At 66.1% G+C, this 18,419-nt stretch carries 19 protein-coding genes; 8 read left to right on the forward strand and 11 right to left on the reverse strand.

The annotated features are described in order from the left end of the window. Nucleotides 1–22: 22 nt before the first annotated feature. The gene (locus LH390_RS10990) at nucleotides 23–1,441 is read left to right on the forward strand and encodes an LCP family protein (protein WP_399524867.1); all 1,419 of its coding nucleotides are present in this window, start codon (nucleotides 23–25) and stop codon (nucleotides 1,439–1,441) included. Here the strand turns inward: LH390_RS10990 and LH390_RS10995 are convergent. The 3 genes from LH390_RS10995 to LH390_RS11005 all read right to left on the reverse strand — a co-directional run bounded on the left by LH390_RS10995 (nucleotide 1,438) and on the right by LH390_RS11005 (nucleotide 4,275). Beyond that, nucleotides 1,438–2,364, reverse strand: a complete 927-nt coding sequence (locus tag LH390_RS10995; RefSeq protein WP_227281283.1) for a DUF5926 family protein — start codon at nucleotides 2,362–2,364, stop codon at nucleotides 1,438–1,440. The two genes, LH390_RS10990 and LH390_RS10995, sit on opposite strands and share 4 nt — an antisense overlap. A gap of 23 nt (nucleotides 2,365–2,387) precedes the next feature. Further along, nucleotides 2,388–3,128: a glycerophosphodiester phosphodiesterase family protein gene (locus LH390_RS11000; protein ID WP_311516940.1), complete on the reverse strand. Its 741-nt coding sequence runs from the start codon at nucleotides 3,126–3,128 to the stop codon at nucleotides 2,388–2,390. 202 nt (nucleotides 3,129–3,330) lie between these two features. Further along, entirely contained in the window at nucleotides 3,331–4,275 is a 945-nt protein-coding gene (locus LH390_RS11005) for an L-lactate dehydrogenase (protein ID WP_227281282.1), read from the reverse strand. 242 nt (nucleotides 4,276–4,517) lie between these two features. Here LH390_RS11005 and LH390_RS11010 point away from each other — a divergent pair, with 242 nt between their 5' ends. Then, nucleotides 4,518–5,243, forward strand: a complete 726-nt coding sequence (locus tag LH390_RS11010; RefSeq protein ID WP_227281281.1) for an HAD family hydrolase — start codon at nucleotides 4,518–4,520, stop codon at nucleotides 5,241–5,243. On the opposite strand, the gene msrA is transcribed toward LH390_RS11010, so the two are convergent. Next, on the reverse strand, nucleotides 5,240–5,911 hold the full coding sequence (gene msrA, locus LH390_RS11015; protein ID WP_227281280.1) for a peptide-methionine (S)-S-oxide reductase MsrA: 672 nt from the start codon (nucleotides 5,909–5,911) through the stop codon (nucleotides 5,240–5,242). The two genes, LH390_RS11010 and msrA, sit on opposite strands and share 4 nt — an antisense overlap. 299 nt (nucleotides 5,912–6,210) lie before the next feature. Here msrA and LH390_RS11020 point away from each other — a divergent pair, with 299 nt between their 5' ends. Further along, nucleotides 6,211–6,813, forward strand: coding sequence for a superoxide dismutase (locus LH390_RS11020; RefSeq protein ID WP_227281279.1), 603 nt, complete (start codon nucleotides 6,211–6,213; stop codon nucleotides 6,811–6,813). Between the two features lie 98 nt (nucleotides 6,814–6,911). On the opposite strand, the gene LH390_RS11025 is transcribed toward LH390_RS11020, so the two are convergent. Beyond that, nucleotides 6,912–7,499 (reverse strand): LURP-one-related/scramblase family protein, encoded by a 588-nt coding sequence (locus LH390_RS11025; RefSeq protein WP_227281278.1) that lies wholly within the window; start codon nucleotides 7,497–7,499, stop codon nucleotides 6,912–6,914. A 126-nt stretch (nucleotides 7,500–7,625) separates the two neighbouring features. Between LH390_RS11025 and LH390_RS11030 the strand changes: the two genes are divergently transcribed. From LH390_RS11030 to LH390_RS11045, 4 genes are all read left to right on the forward strand, one after another. Beyond that, entirely contained in the window at nucleotides 7,626–8,762 is a 1,137-nt protein-coding gene (locus LH390_RS11030) for an MFS transporter (protein WP_227282687.1), read from the forward strand. A gap of 146 nt (nucleotides 8,763–8,908) precedes the next feature. Next, nucleotides 8,909–10,561, forward strand: a complete 1,653-nt coding sequence (locus LH390_RS11035; RefSeq protein WP_227281277.1) for a cupredoxin domain-containing protein — start codon at nucleotides 8,909–8,911, stop codon at nucleotides 10,559–10,561. 184 nt (nucleotides 10,562–10,745) lie between these two features. Continuing rightward, nucleotides 10,746–11,378, forward strand: a complete 633-nt coding sequence (locus tag LH390_RS11040) for a DUF6474 family protein (RefSeq protein WP_227281276.1) — start codon at nucleotides 10,746–10,748, stop codon at nucleotides 11,376–11,378. Between the two features lie 413 nt (nucleotides 11,379–11,791). Beyond that, a complete protein-coding gene (locus LH390_RS11045; RefSeq protein WP_227281275.1) occupies nucleotides 11,792–12,130 on the forward strand; it encodes a histone-like nucleoid-structuring protein Lsr2 in 339 nt (112 codons plus the stop codon). Between the two features lie 138 nt (nucleotides 12,131–12,268). Here LH390_RS11045 and LH390_RS11050 read toward each other — a convergent pair whose 3' ends face one another. The 5 genes from LH390_RS11050 to LH390_RS11070 all read right to left on the reverse strand — a co-directional run bounded on the left by LH390_RS11050 (nucleotide 12,269) and on the right by LH390_RS11070 (nucleotide 16,735). After that, nucleotides 12,269–12,919, reverse strand: a complete 651-nt coding sequence (locus LH390_RS11050; RefSeq protein ID WP_227326824.1) for a LuxR C-terminal-related transcriptional regulator — start codon at nucleotides 12,917–12,919, stop codon at nucleotides 12,269–12,271. 112 nt (nucleotides 12,920–13,031) lie between these two features. Further along, nucleotides 13,032–14,291 (reverse strand): sensor histidine kinase, encoded by a 1,260-nt coding sequence (locus LH390_RS11055; protein WP_227337373.1) that lies wholly within the window; start codon nucleotides 14,289–14,291, stop codon nucleotides 13,032–13,034. 109 nt (nucleotides 14,292–14,400) lie between these two features. Continuing rightward, on the reverse strand, nucleotides 14,401–15,054 hold the full coding sequence (locus tag LH390_RS11060) for a TetR/AcrR family transcriptional regulator (protein WP_227281272.1): 654 nt from the start codon (nucleotides 15,052–15,054) through the stop codon (nucleotides 14,401–14,403). Between the two features lie 326 nt (nucleotides 15,055–15,380). Next, the gene (locus LH390_RS11065; RefSeq protein WP_227281271.1) at nucleotides 15,381–15,647 is read right to left on the reverse strand and encodes a GlsB/YeaQ/YmgE family stress response membrane protein; all 267 of its coding nucleotides are present in this window, start codon (nucleotides 15,645–15,647) and stop codon (nucleotides 15,381–15,383) included. A 176-nt stretch (nucleotides 15,648–15,823) separates the two neighbouring features. Continuing rightward, nucleotides 15,824–16,735: a universal stress protein gene (locus tag LH390_RS11070; protein WP_227281270.1), complete on the reverse strand. Its 912-nt coding sequence runs from the start codon at nucleotides 16,733–16,735 to the stop codon at nucleotides 15,824–15,826. A gap of 124 nt (nucleotides 16,736–16,859) precedes the next feature. Between LH390_RS11070 and LH390_RS11075 the strand changes: the two genes are divergently transcribed. Continuing rightward, on the forward strand, nucleotides 16,860–17,903 hold the full coding sequence (locus LH390_RS11075) for a pseudouridine synthase (protein ID WP_227281269.1): 1,044 nt from the start codon (nucleotides 16,860–16,862) through the stop codon (nucleotides 17,901–17,903). Here the strand turns inward: LH390_RS11075 and LH390_RS11080 are convergent. Then, entirely contained in the window at nucleotides 17,900–18,388 is a 489-nt protein-coding gene (locus tag LH390_RS11080) for an NUDIX hydrolase (protein ID WP_227281268.1), read from the reverse strand. The two genes, LH390_RS11075 and LH390_RS11080, sit on opposite strands and share 4 nt — an antisense overlap. Nucleotides 18,389–18,419: the final 31 nt, after the last annotated feature.

Consider the following 18,419-nt stretch of genomic DNA (forward strand, 5'->3'; position numbering starts at 1 on the left):
CCCACCCGCTACCCTTGATCCCATGAATCACACCGGCCACGAGGATCCCCGACGCCGCGAGCGTCGCACCAGCCCGCCGCGCCCGGCAACCCCCGGCGGGCCCGGCGAGGATGTCCTGCGCGGCCGCGACGGCAAACCCTTACTTGACCGCTACGGCCGGCCCGTGCGCCGACGCACCCCGCCCCCGCGCCCCAGCGCGGCCAGCCAGCCCCGGCGCGCCGAGCGCCCGCGCGCGCCCCAGCCCCGCGACTACGGCGACCGGGACTTCGCCGGCGGGCAGCAGCGCGGCGGCCCGCAGCAGTACATTCCCCCGCGGCCCTCCGCGCAGCCGGCGCACACCGCCTACCTGGACCCGCGCTCGGCGGCCGGGAACCCGCCGGGCGGCTATGGCGCGCCCCCGCAACCCCCACAGCAGCCGCAGCAGCCGTACCGCCCGCAGGCGGCACCATCGGCTCAGCCCGCCCAGCCGTGGCAGGACGCACCGCCCGCCCAGCCCCCGCGTGCCCCGCGCACCCGGCGGGCCTCCGGGTCACGCCGACGCCCCCGCCGCGGCTGTCTGGGATGTTTCGGCTGGCCGCTGGCCATCCTGCTGGTGGTGGCCATCGTGGGCACCCTGTGGGCCGATAGCGCGCTGACCCGCACCACCGCCAAGCCGGACCAGCAGATTCACGCGACGTCAGGAACGAACTGGCTGCTGGTGGGCTCCGACTCGCGGCAGGGCTTGAGCGAAAAGGACGTCCAGCGCCTGGGCACCGGCGGCGACATCGGCGTCGGGCGCACCGACACCATCATGCTGCTGCACATCCCCACCACCGGCAAGGCCACGCTCGTCTCCTTGCCGCGCGACTCCTACGTGGAGATCCCCGGCTACGGCATGAACAAGATCAACGCGGCGTTTACCTACGGCGGCGCCCCCTTGTTGACCTCCACCGTGGAGGGCGCCACCGGGGTGCACATCGACCACTACGCGGAGATCGGCATGGGCGGGCTGGCCAAGGTCGTCGACGCCATCGGCGGCGTGCGCGTGTGCCCCACCGAGGACATCGCCGACCCCCTGGCGCAGCTGGACATCACCGCCGGGTGCCAGAAGGTCGACGGGCCCACCGCCCTGGGCTACGTGCGCACCCGCGCCACCGCGATGGGCGACCTCGACCGGGTGGAGCGCCAGCGCGAGTTCTTCGCCTCGCTTCTCGACGCCATCACCTCACCGTCCACCCTGATCAACCCCTGGCACATGTTCCAGCTGGTGCGCACCACCGCCGCCTCCTTCACCGTGGGCAACTCTGACCACGTGTGGCACCTGGCGCGCGTGGCGCTGGCCATGCGCTCCGGGGTGGAAACCCAGACCGTGCCCATTGGCGGCTTCGCCGACTATGACGTGGGCAACGTGGCCCTGTGGGACGATGCGGCCGCCGAGGCCCTGTGGGCCTCCCTGCGCTAGCGGATAGTCACCTCGCGGGACTTGATGTTTTGCAGCTGGCGGCGCTCCTGCGCACTGAGCGTGGCGCCGCCGGCCACGGCCGCAAGCTCCCCGGCCACCGCCTCGGCCACGGCCTCCAGGGCCGGGCCGTAGCTGTCATGGGAGCGCTGCGGGTCCAGGTCAAAGACCGGCACCACCACGCCGTGGGTGCGAAACACCCCGGCAAACTTGGTTTCCTCGCCCAGGTGAAGGTCCCCGCGGGCGGCCACCCGCGCCAGCGCCGTGAGCAGGGTGTCCTCCGGCTCCTCGGTGGGCAGCACCCACCGGATGTGGGCCTTATCCCCGCCCGGGTAGACCCACCACACCGCGCCCGGAACCTCGGCGGGCACCTGGTAGGAGGGCACCACCGAATCGTTGGCGGCCTGGAGGCCACGCGCGGTGGCGGGATCCGCGGCGGAGGCGCCGGAGGGCAGCCACCACGTGAAGTCTTGGTGCTCGTGCACGGTGGGGGTGGCGGAGGCGTCGATAAGCTCCGTCAGCGCGGGGGCCTCACCGGCCGGGGCCGCCGGCAGCGTCTGCCCATCCTCGGCCTCCAGGGCCCACGCCACCGCGGCGGCCAGATCCCGGGCCGGGGTGGACGAACGGGTGGGTAGCTGCAACGCCACCAGCGCCTCATTGTCGCGCACCACCGCGGCCGCCGCCCCCGGAAGGACGGTGACCACCCGCAGGGTGCGCCCACCAGCTGCCGGCTGCGCCAGCGCGACCTCGGCGGTCGCCGAGGGCACAAACTCCTGGAGGGCGATCAGCTGCGCCTCCGCGGCAAGCCCGGCGTAGGGGCGGGGCTCGCCCTCCAACGCCGCGCGCTCCGCGGCGCGCCGGGCCAGCTTCGCCTGGCGGCGGCTCATTCCTTCGGGCAGGTCCTCATGCTTTTTCTTCTTGGCCATGCCCTACAAGATACGTCAGGGGCCTAGGGGGTCGCCGCAGCGGCGCCCAGCACGTCAAGCGCGCGTTCCGGCTCATTGGTGGCCATCAGCTCGACCCGGTTGTCGCGGCACCACTGCATATCCTCCGGGTCATCCACCGTGAACACGTAGGTGGGCATGCCGCGCTTGCCCACCAGGTCGGGGTGCATCTTGGCGCGCAGCAGCGACAACCCTAGGGCGGTGGGGTGGCCAAAGCTGGGGTCGAGCGGGCGCAGGAAGCGGGTCCACGTGCGCCGCAGGTAAACGCGGTCAATCTGGGGGGCGAGCTGGTACATCCGCATGAGCGACGCCCCGGAAAAGCTGATGACGTGCACCCGCGGGTCATCGACCATGCCGTGGTAGATCAGGGTGCGCAGCAGCTGTTCTTCCAGGATGCGCCCGTAGCGCAGCGGGTGTTTGGTTTCTATGTAGATGTGGCGCTGCCCGGGCGCCTGGGCGATCATGTCCAGCAGGTCGTTGAGCGGCACCACCTGCTGCGGGTCCAGCTCCGCGCCGAAGTTGAGCTCCTGGAGCTGCGGCAGGGTGTGGGTGGACACCCGCCCGGAACCGTCGCTGACGCGGTCCACGATCGGGTCATGGATGCACACCAGTTCCCCGTCGCGCGACAGGCGGATGTCACACTCCACCCCGTGGATGGGCAGCTCGAGTGCGGCCGCAAACGCCGCGGTGGTCATTTCCGGGTAGCGCCCGGAATAGCCCCGGTGCGCAACAATCTTCACGGTCACGGCCAGCCCCTTCTTTTCTGTGGCAACCTCTGCGGAACGTGTCCTGGTCCTACCTTAGGTCCCCGGCCGCGCGGGCGGGGAGTCAATCGGGGCGCACACGAGCGCGGCTGTGCCTGCGGGCGGGGGCGCGGGGGCGTCGATAAGCACCCCACCCCGGCACGACGGCGCGTGGCGGGGTGGGATGGGGGTACGAAGCTACGGGTTAGAAGAAGCGCTCCATCACTTCGCGCAGGGTGGACACGGAGTGGGCCAGGCGCTCCTGCTCGTGGGCGTTGAGCTCGAGCTCGACGACGCGGCGGATGCCGTTGCGGTTAACCACGGCGGGGGTGCCAATGTAGATGTCTTCCTGGCCGTACTGGCCGTCCAGGTAGGCAGACACCGGCAGCGCCAGGTCCTGGTTGCGGATGATCGCGCGGGAGATGCGCGCCAGGCCCATGCCGATGCCGTAGGACGTGGAGCCCTTGGCGTCGATGATGTGGTAGGCGGCGTCGCGGGTCTTTTCAAAGATCGCCTCCAGGCGGTACTCCAGATCCGGGTCCTTCTGCAGCATGCGGCGCATGGACACGCCGGCGATGGTGGCGGAGGACAGCACGGGCAGCTCGGTGTCGCCGTGCTCGCCGATGATGTAGGCGTGGATGGAGGAGGGGGCGGTCTCGTAGAGCTCGCCGAGCATGTAGCGGAAGCGGGCGGAGTCGACGATGGTGCCGGAGCCGATGACGTGCTCGTGGGGCAGGCCGGAGTACTTCCAGGTGGCGTAGGTCAGGATGTCCACCGGGTTGGAGGCGACCAGGAAGATGCCGTCGAAGTCATTGGCCATGACCTCATCGACGATGGACTTGGTGATCTTGAGGTTCTTTTCCACCAGCTCCAGGCGGGTCTCGCCGGGCTTCTGGGCGGCGCCGGCGCACAGGACGACGATGGCGGCGTCGGCACAGTCGGCGTAGGTGCCCTTGGTCACGCGGGTGCGCGAGCTGGCCCACACGACGCCGTGGTTGAGGTCGGCGACGTTGCCTTCCAGCTTCTTTTCATCAATATCGATGATGGCCAGGTGATCGACGGTACCCTGGTTGACCAGCGCGTATGCGTAGGCGACTCCCACGTCGCCGGCGCCGATGAGAACAATCTTGTTACCTACGGAGTGCTTCATCTCTACCTCTCCCTCGTCGAGGCCCTGCGGCCCCAGCTCGACCGGAACGATCCCCTTCGAGCCGTGTGGACGTGTGGGGCCGCTCCTGCTTTCCTCTCCCATTATGCCCGATTATGTTTGATTACGCCCGTTAGCGTGGCTTATGTGATTGTTCTCACAATCCAGCAGCGCTCCCCCGCTTCTCGACGCCGACTCCCCCACCCACCGCACGCCCCGCACCGACCCCCTTATGCTGGGCAGACATGGCCATCCTCTTCGACCTCGACGGAACCCTGCTCGACCACGAACACGCCGCCGCCGCAGCCATCACCACATGGGCCGCCGCCATGGACGCGCCCGCCCCGCCCGCCGGGCGCACCCTGGCAAGCTGGTGGCGCGAACTCGAAGACCTCTGGTTCGAGCGCTTCGAGCGCGCAGAGACCACCCACCAAGGCCAACGCGTGGGCCGCACCCGCGACTTCCTGAACCGCCCCGACCTGAGCGCCGACGAGGCCCTGCACTACTACGACGGCTACCTCTCCACCTACCGCGACAACTGGCTGGCCTACCCCGACGCCGCCGACGCCCTGCGCCGCGCCCTAGCCACCGGCGACAGCGTCGGCGTGCTCACCAACGGCGCGCGCGAGATGCAGGCAGCCAAGCTCGCCACCACCGGACTCGACCTGCCCGGCGTCACCCTCCTGCCCACGGTGGAGTGGGGGCTGACCAAGCCAGACCCCCGCGCCTACCAGCGCGGCCTTGCCGAGCTCGGGATTTCCGGGGAGCCGGAGGCGGCCACACCCGCGGTGATGATCGGCGACAATTTTGCCAACGACGTCGCCGCCGCCCGCGCCGCGGGCCTAGCCGCGGTACTGGTCACGCGCGGGCACGCGCCCGTCCCGGACGGCGAACCGGCGATCACCAGCCTGGACCAGCTCCAATTCAGCCCCGGCGCGGCACGCATCACCGACGCGCCCGCGCAGGCTTAAGGCCGGGGGCAGGCCACCCCGGTGGAGTGCTCCGGGCAGTAACCCTGCGGCACCTTGTGCAGGTACTGCTGGTGGTCCTCCTCGGCCAGGTAAAACTCGCCGGCCGGGGTATCCGCAAGCTGGCCCACCCGGGTGGTCACCGCCGGGTATCCCGCCTGGGCCAGCGCGGCGGCGTAGGCGTCCACCACCTGCTGGGCGCGGCGGGCATCCTCCTGCGCGTCGGGGCCGACGGTGAGGATGACGGAACGATATTGCGTGCCCACATCCGCCCCCTGGCGGAACCCCTGGGTGGGGTCATGGGCCTCCCAGGCGGTGGCCACCAGCTCCTCCAGGCTGATGCGCTGGGGGTCATAGACCACGCGGACCACCTCCGCATGGTTGGTGGACCCGGTGCATACCTCCTGGTAGGTGGGGTTGGGGGTAATCCCGCCGGCGTAGCCCACGGAGGTGGACAGCACGCCGGGCAGGTTCCACAGCAGCTTTTCCGCGCCCCAGAAGCAGCCCATGCCCAGCAGGATGGTGGCCTGCCCAGGGGCCCAGGGGCCGGTCAGGGGCGTGCCCAGGACGGCGTGGGGTGGCGGGTCGGCGAGGATGGGCTCGGCGCGCCCGGGAAGGGCGTCGGAAGCCGCGACGAGGGCGGGGGTTGGGCGGTCGAAGAGCCAGGGCATGGGGTCACCACCTGTGGGGTAGACAACGGGGTTCGGGCTGTAGGCTTCGGGCGCGCGGCGCGGGGCGCCGGGTGCGCGTGGGGCCCCAGGCTACTCTTGATTTCCGATGTCCTGGAGGAATGTTCTTTTCCCATCCGCCGCATGTGGGATAATCAATTTCGCCTTTTCCACACTCAGGATTTTGCTTTATAAAACTCCAGAGTTCGTATTCTAGAACTCTTTTAGTTTCCTTGAAACTTTGCGCAAACTACCTATCATGGGTCGAAGTACACCAACACGTACTCACGGAAGGAAAACCCATGGCTGTTTACGAACTCCCCCAACTCGATTACGCCTACGACGCCCTCGAGCCGCACATCTCGGCCGAGATCATGGAGCTTCACCACTCTAAGCACCACCAGACCTACGTCGATGGTGCCAACGCGGCCCTGGAATCCCTGGAAAAGGCCCGCGAGGAAGGCTGCGACCAGAACACCATTCGCGCCCTGTCGAAGAACCTCGCCTTCAACCTCGGCGGCCACACCAACCACTCCATCTTCTGGAAGAACCTCTCCCCCAACGGCGGCGGCGAGCCCACCGGCGAACTCGCCGAGGCCATTGCCCGCGACTTTGGCTCCTTTGACAAGTTCAAGGACCACTTCACCAACGCCGCCCTGTCGCTGCAGGGCTCCGGCTGGGCCGTCCTGGGCTATGACCACATCGCGCAGCGCCTGGTCATCGAGCAGCTCACCGACCAGCAGGGCAACACCTCCATCAACCTCACGCCCATCCTCATGCTGGACATGTGGGAGCACGCCTTCTACCTCCAGTACAAGAACGTCAAGGCGGACTACGTCAAGGCCGTGTGGAACGTCTTCAACTGGGAGGACGTAGCCGAGCGCTACGCCGCCGCCCAGAAGTAACTCACGCTGCGTGCGTTCACGCACCCCGGCTGCCGCCCCCGAAAAACGATGGGGCCCGGCGGCCGGGGTGCCGCTTTTCTCTGTGGGCCCCGCCGGGCCTAGGAGTTGTTGTTCTTCTTCGCGCGCAACAGGTCAAGGGCCACCACCGTGCCCAGCACGGCGGCGCGCAGCTTCGCCAGGGTGTGCGGGTCGAAGGAAAGCGCGTAGCGCGAGTGCCCCAGCAGGCCGCGGCCCAGCCCGGCCCACTGCCGGGAGATGGTGGCTATGGGCGGGTGGGTGTCATCGCCACGGGTGACGGTGAAGTCAAAGCTGAATACCTTGCCGCTTAATGTCAGGGTGGTGCCGTCGGCGAGGCTGGCGTTGAGACCGTCGGAAAAGAATGCGTACCGGCGATCGAGGTGTGCCAAGGGGGCGCCGGCGGCGTCGCTTAGCTCATAGGTGTCGTGCAGGAAGTTGGGGGTATCGCTGATGTGGACCACCGTGGCGCCGGTGTCATCGCAGATGGTCAGCTCGCGCGCGCCGAGGAATGCGCGCCCCAGCGCCGAACCTTCCGTGACCACCGTGCCCACAACGGTCTCGGAGGAATCGGTGATCTCAAAGTTGTTGGAGGCCATCGCGCTGACTTGCTGGAGGATGAGCTCGTCCGTCCGCAGCAGCCGAGGCTGGGCGTGTGCGTGAGTGTCCATGCACCCACTAACTACCACGCGGATTGCCGGCCCGGAGGCGACCGGGTGCCCCCGAGGTCTACGGTAGGTGTCGTGCCACCTGCTTTGACTCGATCTGATCCTCAGTATCGGCGGGCCGCGCTGGCCATGCTGGCCGCCGGCCTTGCCACCTTCAACGCCCTCTACACCACGCAGGCAGTGCTGCCGACGTTCGTCGACGAGTTGGGGATTTCCCCCTCTACCGCCGCGCTGACAGTCTCCGCCACCACCGCGATGCTCGCCGCGTGCATCGTCCCCGCCTCGGTGCTCTCCGAGCGCTGGGGCCGCGGCCGCGTGCTCATCATCTCCGCGCTGCTGGGAACCGCCATCGGGCTGGCCCTGCCGTGGGTGCACTCGCCCGGCGCGCTCATCGCCGTGCGCGCCGTCCAAGGCGCCCTGCTCGCCGGCGTGCCCGCCGTGGCCATGACCTGGCTGTCCGAGGAGATCCACCCGCGGGACCTGGGGCGCGCGATGGGCATCTACATCGCCGGCAACACCGTCGGCGGTTTGAGCGGCCGCCTCATCCCCGCAGGTGTCCTCGAGATCGGGTCTTGGCGCTGGGCGCTAGGCACCTCGGCAGCCGTGGCGCTGGCCATGGCGATCATCCTCGCGCTCACGCTGCCGCGGCAACGCAACTTCCACCCCAAGCGCCTCCACCTGCGCCACGAACTGCGCGCCATGATCAACCACTGGTCACACCCCCGGGTCGCCGTCCTCTTCGCGGCCGCCTTCGCCGGCATGGGCACGTTCGTCTCCGTATACAACTACATGGGCTTCCGCATGGTTGAGACCTTCGGGCTCAGCGAGGGCCTGGTGGGCCTGGTCTTTGTCATGTACCTGTCCGGCACCTGGTCCTCCGCGCGCGCCGGGGCGATTGCCGAACGCATCGGCCGCGGCCCCGCCATGACCGCCGGAGCGGTAGGCATGCTCCTCGGCGTGCTCCTACTCGCCCCAGCACACCTGGGCTGCGTCCTGGCCGGACTGTTCCTCTTCACCGCCGCATTCTTTGTGCTGCACTCCACGGCGTCGAGCTGGATCGGCATCTCCGCCACCCGCGACCGCGCCGAAGCCTCCAGCATGTACCTGCTGAGCTACTACCTGGGCTCCTCGGTCGTCGGGTGGGCCTCCGGCCTGGTGCTGGGGCGCTGGCACTGGTGGGGACTCATCATCTGGCTGTGCGCGTGGTGCCTGGTGCTCATCTGCGGCTCCGGCGCGCTCACCGCAGTCTCCCGGCACCGCAGCTAGCTTATCGACGCCCCCGCGCCGCCGCCTGCCCGCCCGCACGGGTGCAGGAAGGGAGGGGGCGGGGGCGTCGAGAAGCGGGAACGCTGGGGTGCTGGGGGAATTAGTCCGATTATTGCCGGATCATTATGGCGACTACCCTCATGACCATGGCAGACGTCGCAGCACCCGAGTCCTCCCGCCGCTCCTGGCACCGCCGAGCGAGCCGACCGGTGACCATCTGGATGGTGATCTTTGTCCTGGTGGGACTGTCCCACGTGGGCATACCCAACTACAGGTGGGTCCTCATCCACATCTTCACCCTCGGGATCGTGGCCAACTCCATCGTCGTGTGGTCCCAGCACTTCACCGAACGCTTCCTCCACCACCGACTCGACGACTCCGCACGCCCCGCACAGCTGCGCAAGATCGCCCTGCTCAACGTCGGCGCCGTGGTCACCCTAGCCGGCCAAGTCGCCCAGGACATGCTGGACTGGCACTGGATAATCACCCAGGTCGGCGCGACGCTCGTGGGCCTGGCCATGGCCTGGCATGCGGGATCGCTCATCGCCCAGCTGCGCGCCGCCGGACCCGAAGGCCGCGCCGCGCGCCTGGCGCCGGCCGCCGTGGCCTACGTCTTTTCCTCGCTGTGCCTCGTCGCCGGAGGCACACTGGGGGCGCTGCTCGCCCGCTGGGACACGGGCACCCTGCACGACCAGCTCATGCAGGCCCACCTGATAGTCAACGTGCTCGGATTTGTGGGCCTCGCCGCCGCGGGCTCCCTCCTGGTGCTCTTCCCGGCGATGTGGCGCTCCAACGCCTTCTTCCCCCGACCCCAAATGGTCTTGGTCACCATGGCCGCCGCCGTCACCGTGGCAGCCGTGGCTGCTTCCTGCGGCTGGGCAGCCGTCACCGCGGCCGGATTGGCGGTCTATGGTCTGGCTTGGTTAGCGTGCGGAGTTCACTGGACACGCGTGGCACTGCGGGCAGGAGCGCAGAAGGCAAATTATGCGTCACTGTCCGCCCTGTTTGCCGTCGCCTGGCTGGTCGTATTGGTGGCCATTTTCGCCGTGAACGTGGCCCGCGAAGGCGCCCACGCCCCGCTGCCAACCACCGCACTTCTGGTGGGCTTCGGCGGGCAATTATTGCTGGGTGTGATGAGTTATTTGTTGCCAACCACGATGCGCAGGCGCAGCGCATTTGGGTTGCGCGAGACCTATCGCGCCGGTTTGTTGCGAGTCACGCTGATTAATGGGGGTTTGATTGTGTGGCGGCTAGCAGATTATTCATGGCTGAAGGTCGCCGCATCCATTGTCTGTTTTGCCGCCCTGGTGGCCTTTCTGCCTTTGCTTATCCGCGCAGTTCGCGCCCAGACCCGCCCAGGCGCCCAAGCAGGCGCGGATGTCCGACCGGAAATCCCGAGCGCCCGCGGGGGGAGCGGACAGGTCGCCCTGGGCCTGGCACTGCTCGCCCTGCTCGTCGCCTGCTTCGGCGGACTCACCGGCCCCAGCAGCAACTCGGGCCCGGCCGCAGGACCCGCCGGCAACGGCCCCAAGCAGGTCATCGACGTCACCGCCGGCGACATGGTCTTCGAGCCCGCCAGCGTCCACGTCGCCCGCGGCACCCACGTGGTGGTCAAAGTGCGCAACACCGACAAAACCGTCCACGACCTGCGGTTACGCAGCGGCCTGGACACCGGGCGGATCAACCCCGGCAAGACCGTCGAGCTCGACGCTGGGGTCATCGACGAGTCCCTCGCCGGCTGGTGCACCATCGCCGGACACCACACCCGGGGCATGACTTTTGACATCATCGTGGACTAGCGCGGCCTCCGTGCCCGTATCCAGCCGACCCACCCGCCGGCATCCACTGGCCGCTTCAACCCTGCCTGCGCCAGCCCGGAAGGTATGGTTAAGGGCGATACGGTGACCTTCGCCGTGGCCGGGTAATTTCCCGCCACCGGGCCACATGCCGGCATAGCCACACTCAGACAAGGACAGGAAGACCATGGGAATCCTCTCACTGCTGCGCAAGAACCGCCGCCGCGCCAAAGCCGAGATCAAAGCGGCGAGCACTCGCGCTAAGGCGGAAGTGAAGTCACGCTCCAAGGCGCACGCCCGGCAGGCGAAACTCTTAGCCCGCCAAGAAAAAGGCTTACTTAAAGCTGAACAAAAAGGATTGAAAGCAAAGCGCAAGCACGAGCGCGCAATGGCAAACACCCGAGTTGCCGAACTGAAAGCCGGACGCTTTAATGCCGGTAATGTGCGACGTTGGCTGGGCGCTGCACGCTTGATCACCCCCATTGCCCTTCCCCTGGTTTACCGACTGATCACCATGGGACAAGAACGCGTCAATGAGGCCCGCGCCCACAAATACGGGGTCAGCGCAGATCAACTGGCCGCGTTTGCAGGCCACGGCGCACCCCAGAAGGCACGGATCGCGGGAATCAGGAACTCTTTGGACAAAGCGACGCTTCCCGCGGGCTTCATCAAGGACGTCAAAGCGCGACTCGCAGAACTTGATGCGGCCACTGATAACGCCGAATACATGACTGCGCAGCAACGACGCCGCGCACACGAAGGCATCTCGCGCGACATCGACCAGCTTACTGGCCAGATTCAGGACAAACTACGGGGCTAATTAGCTCCCTTCCGGGGCACCGAAGAAGGGGTATCCGTTACCCCCGTTACTACCCCAGTGGGAGTTAGTCGGCGTAGTCGGTTGCGCACATCACGGGGGCGATTCCAGGCTTCTGCTCCCTTAGGTCCCCCCGAAACGGGGGGACCTTCTTCATACCCCCATTGTGTAGACTGTAAGGCAAGGGTTTAGTCCAAAAAACACTTCCTACCAGGGGTTAAGTCAATTCGTTATCAAACTGAGTCCTTATTCACCCCTCATGTAAACAAGGCATGGGGCAACCGTGTTAATTAAATCTTGGCGATTCGTTAGTCAAGAATAGAAGATCGATGTACCATAGCGGCCAGCAGGAGGTCACGGTTAATGGGGCGTACCGAGCCACCGTGACACAGTAGGATTCAGAAGGAACGACAATCATGGCACGTAAGGAAATCACTCAGTACTTCGACGACCTGGACGACACCCCGCTGGAGGGCAACGAGGTGAACGTCATCCGCTTCGGCTTCGACGGAACGGATTACATCATCGACCTCTCCAGCGAGAATGCGGATAAGTTCCGCGCCGCCCTGGCCCCCTACCTCAAGGTGGCCCGCAAGCACACCAATCACGCATCTGGACGCCGCAACTCCGGCGCTGCCCGCAACAGCCGTGCCCGTGAGATCCGCCAGTGGGCGCAGGACCAGGGCAAGAACATTGCCAACCGCGGCAAGATCCCCTCTGAGGTCATCGAGGCCTACAACCAGGCACATCAGTAAGCCATAACGCCCGCTAGGGCGCAGGCACACACGCGAGGGCCCCTCCTGATGCACAGGAGGGGCCCTCGCTGCCGCCACGGTCTGCCATGGGATGGCCCCGCGGTCCGGGGCTCTTTCCGGGGGAGCGCTGATGCGAGCCTAGATCACGCCCTGGTCGCGCGCCGCCGCCACCGCCGACGTCCGGGAGCGCACGCCCAACTTGTCATAAATGTGGACAAGATGAGACTTGACGGTCGCTTCTGAAAGCATCAATTCCTGACCAATCTGCCGGTTGGAATTGCCCTCTGAGACTAAAGTCAGCACTTCTAGTTCTCGCGGGGTCAGAGAAGTGCGCGGGGTACGCACACGAGTCATCAACCGATCCGCCACCATTGGCGATAACGCGGAGTCTCCCTCCGCCGCGGAACGAACCGCCGCAATAAGTTCAGCCGGCGGCGCATCCTTGAGCAGATAACCCACCGCGCCGGCCTCAATCGCACCGAGGATATCGGCATCCGTATCGTAGTTAGTGACCACCAAAACCTTCGGTGGGTGCGCCATCGCAGATTTAATTGCGCGCGTCGCCTCCGCCCCAGTTGTCACCTTGGTGCCCTCTACGCCCGGACCGAAACGCAGATCCATGAGGATGACGTCAATACCGCCCGCGTAGGCGGCGGAAATCGCAGCGTCAGCTGTGGCCACCTCCCCAATGACTTCGATGTCCTCAGCGCTGTCAAGAATGGCGCGCAGACCCATTCTCACGATTTCATGATCATCGGCGAGTAGTACGCGGATGGTGTTCCTGGCCATGAACCGGCGTCCTTTCCTTGGCTTGATGCGCTACCTTCAGCGCGGCGGTTCTCATCCATCTTAGGCGGCAAAACTTTATTACTGTCACCTAACTCGCAGTTCAGTGTAGCGACTATCCAACCGCCTGGGAAGACCCCTCCCCCAAAGGTACGCACACGGAAATGGCCGTGCCGGACCCCGGAGACGATTCGATGATGAACTGCCCACCAATCTCGCTGGCGCGCCGCCGCATGGCCGAAAGGCCCACATGGCCCAATCCGGCCGGGCGGGCCTCCACCTGTTCGGGATCAAACCCGCATCCATTATCCACAACATCCATACGCACCTCATCGGGGGCATAACTGACCGTAATGCGCCCACGCGTTGCGCCCGAATGTTTGACCATATTGCCCACCGCCCCCTGGGCAATGCGCAGCAGGGCGGCCTCGATCTTCATGGGCAGGGCGAACTCCTCACCCTCCGAATCGACCTCAATATCCACCTCCGCGGTGGCACCGAAACTATCCGCGGCACGCTGGAGGGCATCATGCAGGGAATTCTTCTCCAACGCGGCCGGCTGCAACGCCGCGATCATCGCCCGGGCCTCGCCCAAATTGTCTGACGCCGTCTGCCGAGCCTGATCGATGCGGCGGCGCACGGGCTCCGTCGCGGCGTCGGAAAGGTGCAAAGCCGCCAGGTCCCGCTCGGCGGCATGCAGCAACATCTGGATGCTGGACAACCCCTGGGCGACCGTGTCATGAATCTCATGGGCGATGCGCTGGCGCTCAGCGGCAATGCCGGCCGCATGCTCCGACTGCGCCAGCTGACCCCGCGTGACCATCAGCTCATCAATGAGCACCTGACGCTCCTGGCTGACCTGCCACAACTTGCTAAACGAATAGTAGATGGCCACCATCACCAGCGCCGAAATCGCCGGGCCCATCACCCCGCCAACAGTCAGATCCGGCAGCTGCACCGCAAACGAAACCAAGGTGGACACCACCACCGCGATGACACCCCGGTAATCGTCAAGCACCCGCAAATACACGTAATACAGCGGCAAGATGAGATAGATGCCAATATCCGTCACCGGCACCATGGCCAACCACAAGCCACTCAGGCAGGCAATCCACGCCCACTGCGCCGGCGGCGCCCACTGCTCCCACAGGTTCGACCCAAAGAAATAGATAAACCCAAACATCGCGCTGAGCAGCAGATTGAGCACCGCGTTGGACAGGTCCAGGCGCAGCGAGGACGCAATCACCACCACCAGAATCACCGAGGTGAGGATGTGAATGCCGTTTTGCAGACTCGCCTCGCCGGGACGAATGTGCCCGACCTCCGCACGAGGGGCGTCGTCAGCCATCACATCCGGGCCATGGGAAGTATCCATGGCCTTTAAGTCTAGCCTTCCCCGCCCGCCCGGCCGCATCCCCCAATTCGCGCGGCCCGCTCTGCCTTCCGACCTAGGTCTTGGCCTGGGTCCCGCCCTAGATCCCGCCCTAGATCGAGTAGTCCGCCGGCGGGGTGGACAACACCTGCCGCGCCAAATCCCGGGCGGTGACCAACGGGGCCGTATCCCGCATCAGCCGGGATCCCGCGATGCCACCGTCGAGGAAGATGAGCAGCTGCGCGGCCTGCGTCGCGCTGGGGTACCCATTCTTCTCATTGAGCAGCGCAGTGAGTGTGTCTTGACACCAGCGGCGGTGGGCCATGACGGCGTCGACGATCCCCTGCTCCGCATCGGTCTCCGGCTTGGGGTATTCGCTGTCCGCATTCTGGAAATGCGATCCGCGATAGTTCTGTGCCGGAAGTTCCTCAATGCACTGGTCAAAGAAGGCCAGGATTTTCTCCTCAGGAGCATGTAATCCGGCGACGCGCTGCGCCCAGGCTTCCCGCCATTGTTCATCGAGGCGCTGAACATAAGCCATAACCAATGCGTCTTTGGACCCAAAGAGTGAATATAAAGACGCTTTGGCTACGTCTGCTTCCCGCAGTATGCGGTCAATGCCAATGACCCGAATGCCCTCAGTAGTAAACAGCTGGGTGGCGCTGGCCAGCAGGCGCTCCCGCGGGCTGGGCCGCGACCGCCGCCGCGAGCCCGCTTTGGCGGCTGCTCGCTTGCGGGGCCCTGTGGTGGAGCTGCTGGTGGTCACTGGCCCTGACCGTCCTTTCCCGTCGGGTTATTGCTTATCGACGCCACGGCGCCGGCGCTGGTGCACCCGCACACGGTGCGCGGGCGGCACAGGCATCGGTTGCGCGGGCGACCTGACGGGGCCGCCGGCGAGCGTGGCAGTGCACACGCCCATAATAGACAACCCGGTCCGTTTGAACTAGTTCGGCCAGACTACGTGTGCGGATTCCACCCCTGCACAATGCACAAACGCCCACGGGGGCTGCCGTGCGGCATGCCCGTGGGCGTGCGAGTGACACAGTCCTAGCCGTGGGACCCAGCAGGATCCCTTGGCCCAGGAGAGGTGTCTTACTTCTTCTTGGTGAAGAACTGGTAGATGGTCAGCAGGATCACCGCACCCAGGAGGCAGGTGAGGAAGCTGAAGAACTTCCCGGCGCCTTCAACGTCTACGCCGAAAGCTCCGAGTAGGAAGCCACCGATCAAACCGCCGACGACGCCAACGACGATGTTGAGCAGCAGGCCCTGCTGGGCGTTGGTGCCCTTGATCATGGATGCAACCCAGCCGGCGAGGCCGCCGATGACAATCCAGCCGATGAGACCGAGTCCAAGTGACATTGTTTTCTTCTTTCTAGTTCACAGGCCGTCCGACGCGACCCACTCAATAACCTAGGGTAGGCAGTTATAGGCGCGCGTCAAGGTTCGCCAATGGTGCCAGCCATTTTTTAATGGAATTGTTATCCCCGTACTGGCAGAATGCTGCGAATCTGTGGCCTATGCCACCGGCGGAAGGGTTACTTCTTTACTTGTTCCGGTCGCACAACCATCATCGGGCAGGGCGCGGATTGCAGCAGGGCGCGGGAGGTAGATCCCAAAAGCATGCCCTTGAATCCACCGCGACCGTGGGAGCCAACAACGAGGAGCTGGGCGCCGTCGGCAGCCTCAACGAGGGCGCGCACCGGGCGATCCCTGGTGATGACCTTCTTGACGTCGACGTCGGGATGCTGCGCGATGAGCGGCTCGAGGCGCTCGGCAAGCAGTTCTGCCTGCTGCTGCTCCACTTCCTCCCATTGCTGCTGGGCGGCCGACAGCCCGGCGAGCGAGGCCTGGACCTGCATGTCCATCCAGGTGTGCACGGCGACCAGCTCCGCGTCGCGGACATCAGCCTCGGCGAAGGCGATTTCCGTCGCCTTCTCAGAGACCTCGGAGCCGTCCACGCCGACGACGATGGGGCCGTACTTTGTGGTCTCATCCACCAGGTTGTCCTCGCGCACCACCACGACCGGGCAGGATGCGTGAGAGACCACGGCGGCGGAGACGGAGCCCATCACCATGCCGGACAGCCCGCCCAGGCCGCGCGAGCCCATGACAATCATGGTGGATTCCTTGGACATTTCCAGGAGCATGTCAATGGGCGAGCCCTCGGCGATGGTGTGGCCGATCTTGAGCTCGGGGGCGATTTCCCGCGCGACGGTCTTGGCCTCTTCGATCTTCTCCATGGCGTCATCCTGGAGGTCATCGAAGAGCTCCTGCGGCGGCACCATGCCCTCGGCGTAGAGGTATTGCGGCATGGTGTAGCTGGTGGCAAGACGCAGGGGCACGTCGCGCTTGTTGGCGGTATTTGCTGCCCAGCGGACTGCTTGCTTGGATGCGTTGGATCCGTCGACTGCTACGACGATGATGTCCTCAATGTCATGGGTGCTCATGAGCGTCCTACCCTTTCTTGATGGCTGGTGTCTTTTTCCGTCATTGCCGCGTCGGTGCGGCGCAGCGCCATCACGCCTGCCATACTACCCCGATTTTGTCACCCCTACCCCCTATGATGGTGGGATGGTCGCAGCAGAATCCGAGGTCACGCCGCCTTCCGCGAGGCTTCCGGGGGAGGGTTGTGCGCGCCGTACTCGTCGCGGCCGCAGCGCGCCGCTGCCCGTGCGCGACGGCCTCAACCCCAGCAGGGTGCGCACCGGCGACGAACCCATGCGCGCCGGTGACGTTCTGCTCCACGTCATCTCTACCCAGCGCCGCCGGCACCCGCACGACGGCCCTGAGGCCATCGCCGCTCGCTTCGCCCGCGGGGAGGTTCGTCTGCGCGATGGGCGCCCCCTAGCGCCGGACGATCTCCTCGACCCGGGCACTGACCTGTGGTTTTACCGCATGCCCGCGCCAGAAACCCCGGTGCCGGGGCGTTGCGAGGTGATCTTCCAGGATGACTCCATCATGGTGATCTCCAAACCCGCCTTCCTCGCCACGATGCCCCGCGGCGCCCACATCACCGAATCGGTCGTCGTGAAGCTGCGCAGCCGCCTTGACGAGCCCGAGCTCGCCCCCGCCCACCGCCTGGACCGCCTGACCAGCGGCCTGCTCCTGTTGACCCGCCGCCGCGAGGTCCGCGGCGCCTACCAAGAACTCTTCGCCTCCCGCACGGTGACCAAGACCTATTGCGCGATCGCCCCGCTTCTCGACGCCCCCCGCCTCCCGCTCCACTGGACCGAACCGCTCCGCAAAACTCGCGGGGACCTGGCGGCCCGGATCGACGAGCAGGGTGCCGCCTGCCACACGGAGGTCGCCGACTGCGCTGCGCTTCCGGCGCCTGTCTGCCGAGGACTGACCGCACGATACGGGCTTGACCCGGGGATTCGGCTGGGCAGCTACACGCTGCTGCCGCACACGGGGCGCACCCACCAGCTGCGGGCGCACATGAGCGCCCACGGGGTACCAATTCTGGGCGACCCCCTCTACCCCGTGGTGCATGACGACGCCCCGGATGACTTCACCCGACCGCTGTTACTGCACGCCGAAAGCCTAAGCTTCCGCGACCCGATCAGCGGCACAATGCGCTCTTTCACCGCGACCCCGGAGTGGGCTGTGTCCTAGTTGTCCTGCTGAGAGGGCGCAATGACGGCCCCGTTTTCTGCGGCGGGCGCCGCCGGGAAGGGGCGCAGCCGACGCACACCGGGGCGCAGCTTGCCGAACACCTTGTTCACCAGCGGGGAGAGGATCCTGCCTTCTTCCGGGGCGGCGGTTGCACCGGGGTAGGCCCAGATCAGGGCGTCAATATCGTCGTAGGGAAGGGCGAGCGCCCCGCCGGAGCCGAGGAAAACGGTGGCGTCAATATCAGTGGTGGGGTCCTCGTAGGCATCGGCGGTGAAGGTTCCCAGCTTGGTTAAGGTGGCCGCGTTGAGGTGGACGCCTACTTGGCGGGCGCATTCGTTGACTACGACCTCTGTTGCGTCGCCACCGGCGGGCAGTTCGCCGCCGGGAAACTCGTAGACCTTTGTTCCTGTTTTACGTACCAGGAGGTAGCGACCATAGCCGTCTGGGATGGCTACGCAAGCCAGGGATAGTGTCTGATCAGACATGGGAATTTACCCTTCATCACCGTTAACAGAA

It is taken from the genome of Corynebacterium uberis, assembly GCF_020616335.1.
GTDB lineage: Bacteria > Actinomycetota > Actinomycetes > Mycobacteriales > Mycobacteriaceae > Corynebacterium > Corynebacterium uberis.

Excerpts from the sequence above, each read along its gene's own strand:
- LH390_RS11050 (WP_227326824.1), bottom strand. The coding sequence starts at position 12,919 with ATGGCCAGGAACACCATCCGCGTACTACTCGCCGATGATCATGAAATC.
- LH390_RS10995 (WP_227281283.1), bottom strand. The coding sequence starts at position 2,364 with ATGGCCAAGAAGAAAAAGCATGAGGACCTGCCCGAAGGAATGAGCCGC.
- msrA (WP_227281280.1), bottom strand. The coding sequence starts at position 5,911 with ATGCCCTGGCTCTTCGACCGCCCAACCCCCGCCCTCGTCGCGGCTTCC.
- LH390_RS11075 (WP_227281269.1), top strand. The coding sequence starts at position 16,860 with ATGGTCGCAGCAGAATCCGAGGTCACGCCGCCTTCCGCGAGGCTTCCG.
- LH390_RS11040 (WP_227281276.1), top strand. The coding sequence starts at position 10,746 with ATGGGAATCCTCTCACTGCTGCGCAAGAACCGCCGCCGCGCCAAAGCC.
- LH390_RS11070 (WP_227281270.1), bottom strand. The coding sequence starts at position 16,735 with ATGAGCACCCATGACATTGAGGACATCATCGTCGTAGCAGTCGACGGA.
- LH390_RS10990 (WP_399524867.1), top strand. The coding sequence starts at position 23 with ATGAATCACACCGGCCACGAGGATCCCCGACGCCGCGAGCGTCGCACC.
- LH390_RS11030 (WP_227282687.1), top strand. The coding sequence starts at position 7,626 with ATGCTGGCCGCCGGCCTTGCCACCTTCAACGCCCTCTACACCACGCAG.
- LH390_RS11010 (WP_227281281.1), top strand. The coding sequence starts at position 4,518 with ATGGCCATCCTCTTCGACCTCGACGGAACCCTGCTCGACCACGAACAC.
- LH390_RS11055 (WP_227337373.1), bottom strand. The coding sequence starts at position 14,291 with ATGGATACTTCCCATGGCCCGGATGTGATGGCTGACGACGCCCCTCGT.
- LH390_RS11065 (WP_227281271.1), bottom strand. The coding sequence starts at position 15,647 with ATGTCACTTGGACTCGGTCTCATCGGCTGGATTGTCATCGGCGGCCTC.
- LH390_RS11020 (WP_227281279.1), top strand. The coding sequence starts at position 6,211 with ATGGCTGTTTACGAACTCCCCCAACTCGATTACGCCTACGACGCCCTC.
- LH390_RS11025 (WP_227281278.1), bottom strand. The coding sequence starts at position 7,499 with ATGGACACTCACGCACACGCCCAGCCTCGGCTGCTGCGGACGGACGAG.
- LH390_RS11005 (WP_227281282.1), bottom strand. The coding sequence starts at position 4,275 with ATGAAGCACTCCGTAGGTAACAAGATTGTTCTCATCGGCGCCGGCGAC.
- LH390_RS11045 (WP_227281275.1), top strand. The coding sequence starts at position 11,792 with ATGGCACGTAAGGAAATCACTCAGTACTTCGACGACCTGGACGACACC.
- LH390_RS11035 (WP_227281277.1), top strand. The coding sequence starts at position 8,909 with ATGGCAGACGTCGCAGCACCCGAGTCCTCCCGCCGCTCCTGGCACCGC.
- LH390_RS11080 (WP_227281268.1), bottom strand. The coding sequence starts at position 18,388 with ATGTCTGATCAGACACTATCCCTGGCTTGCGTAGCCATCCCAGACGGC.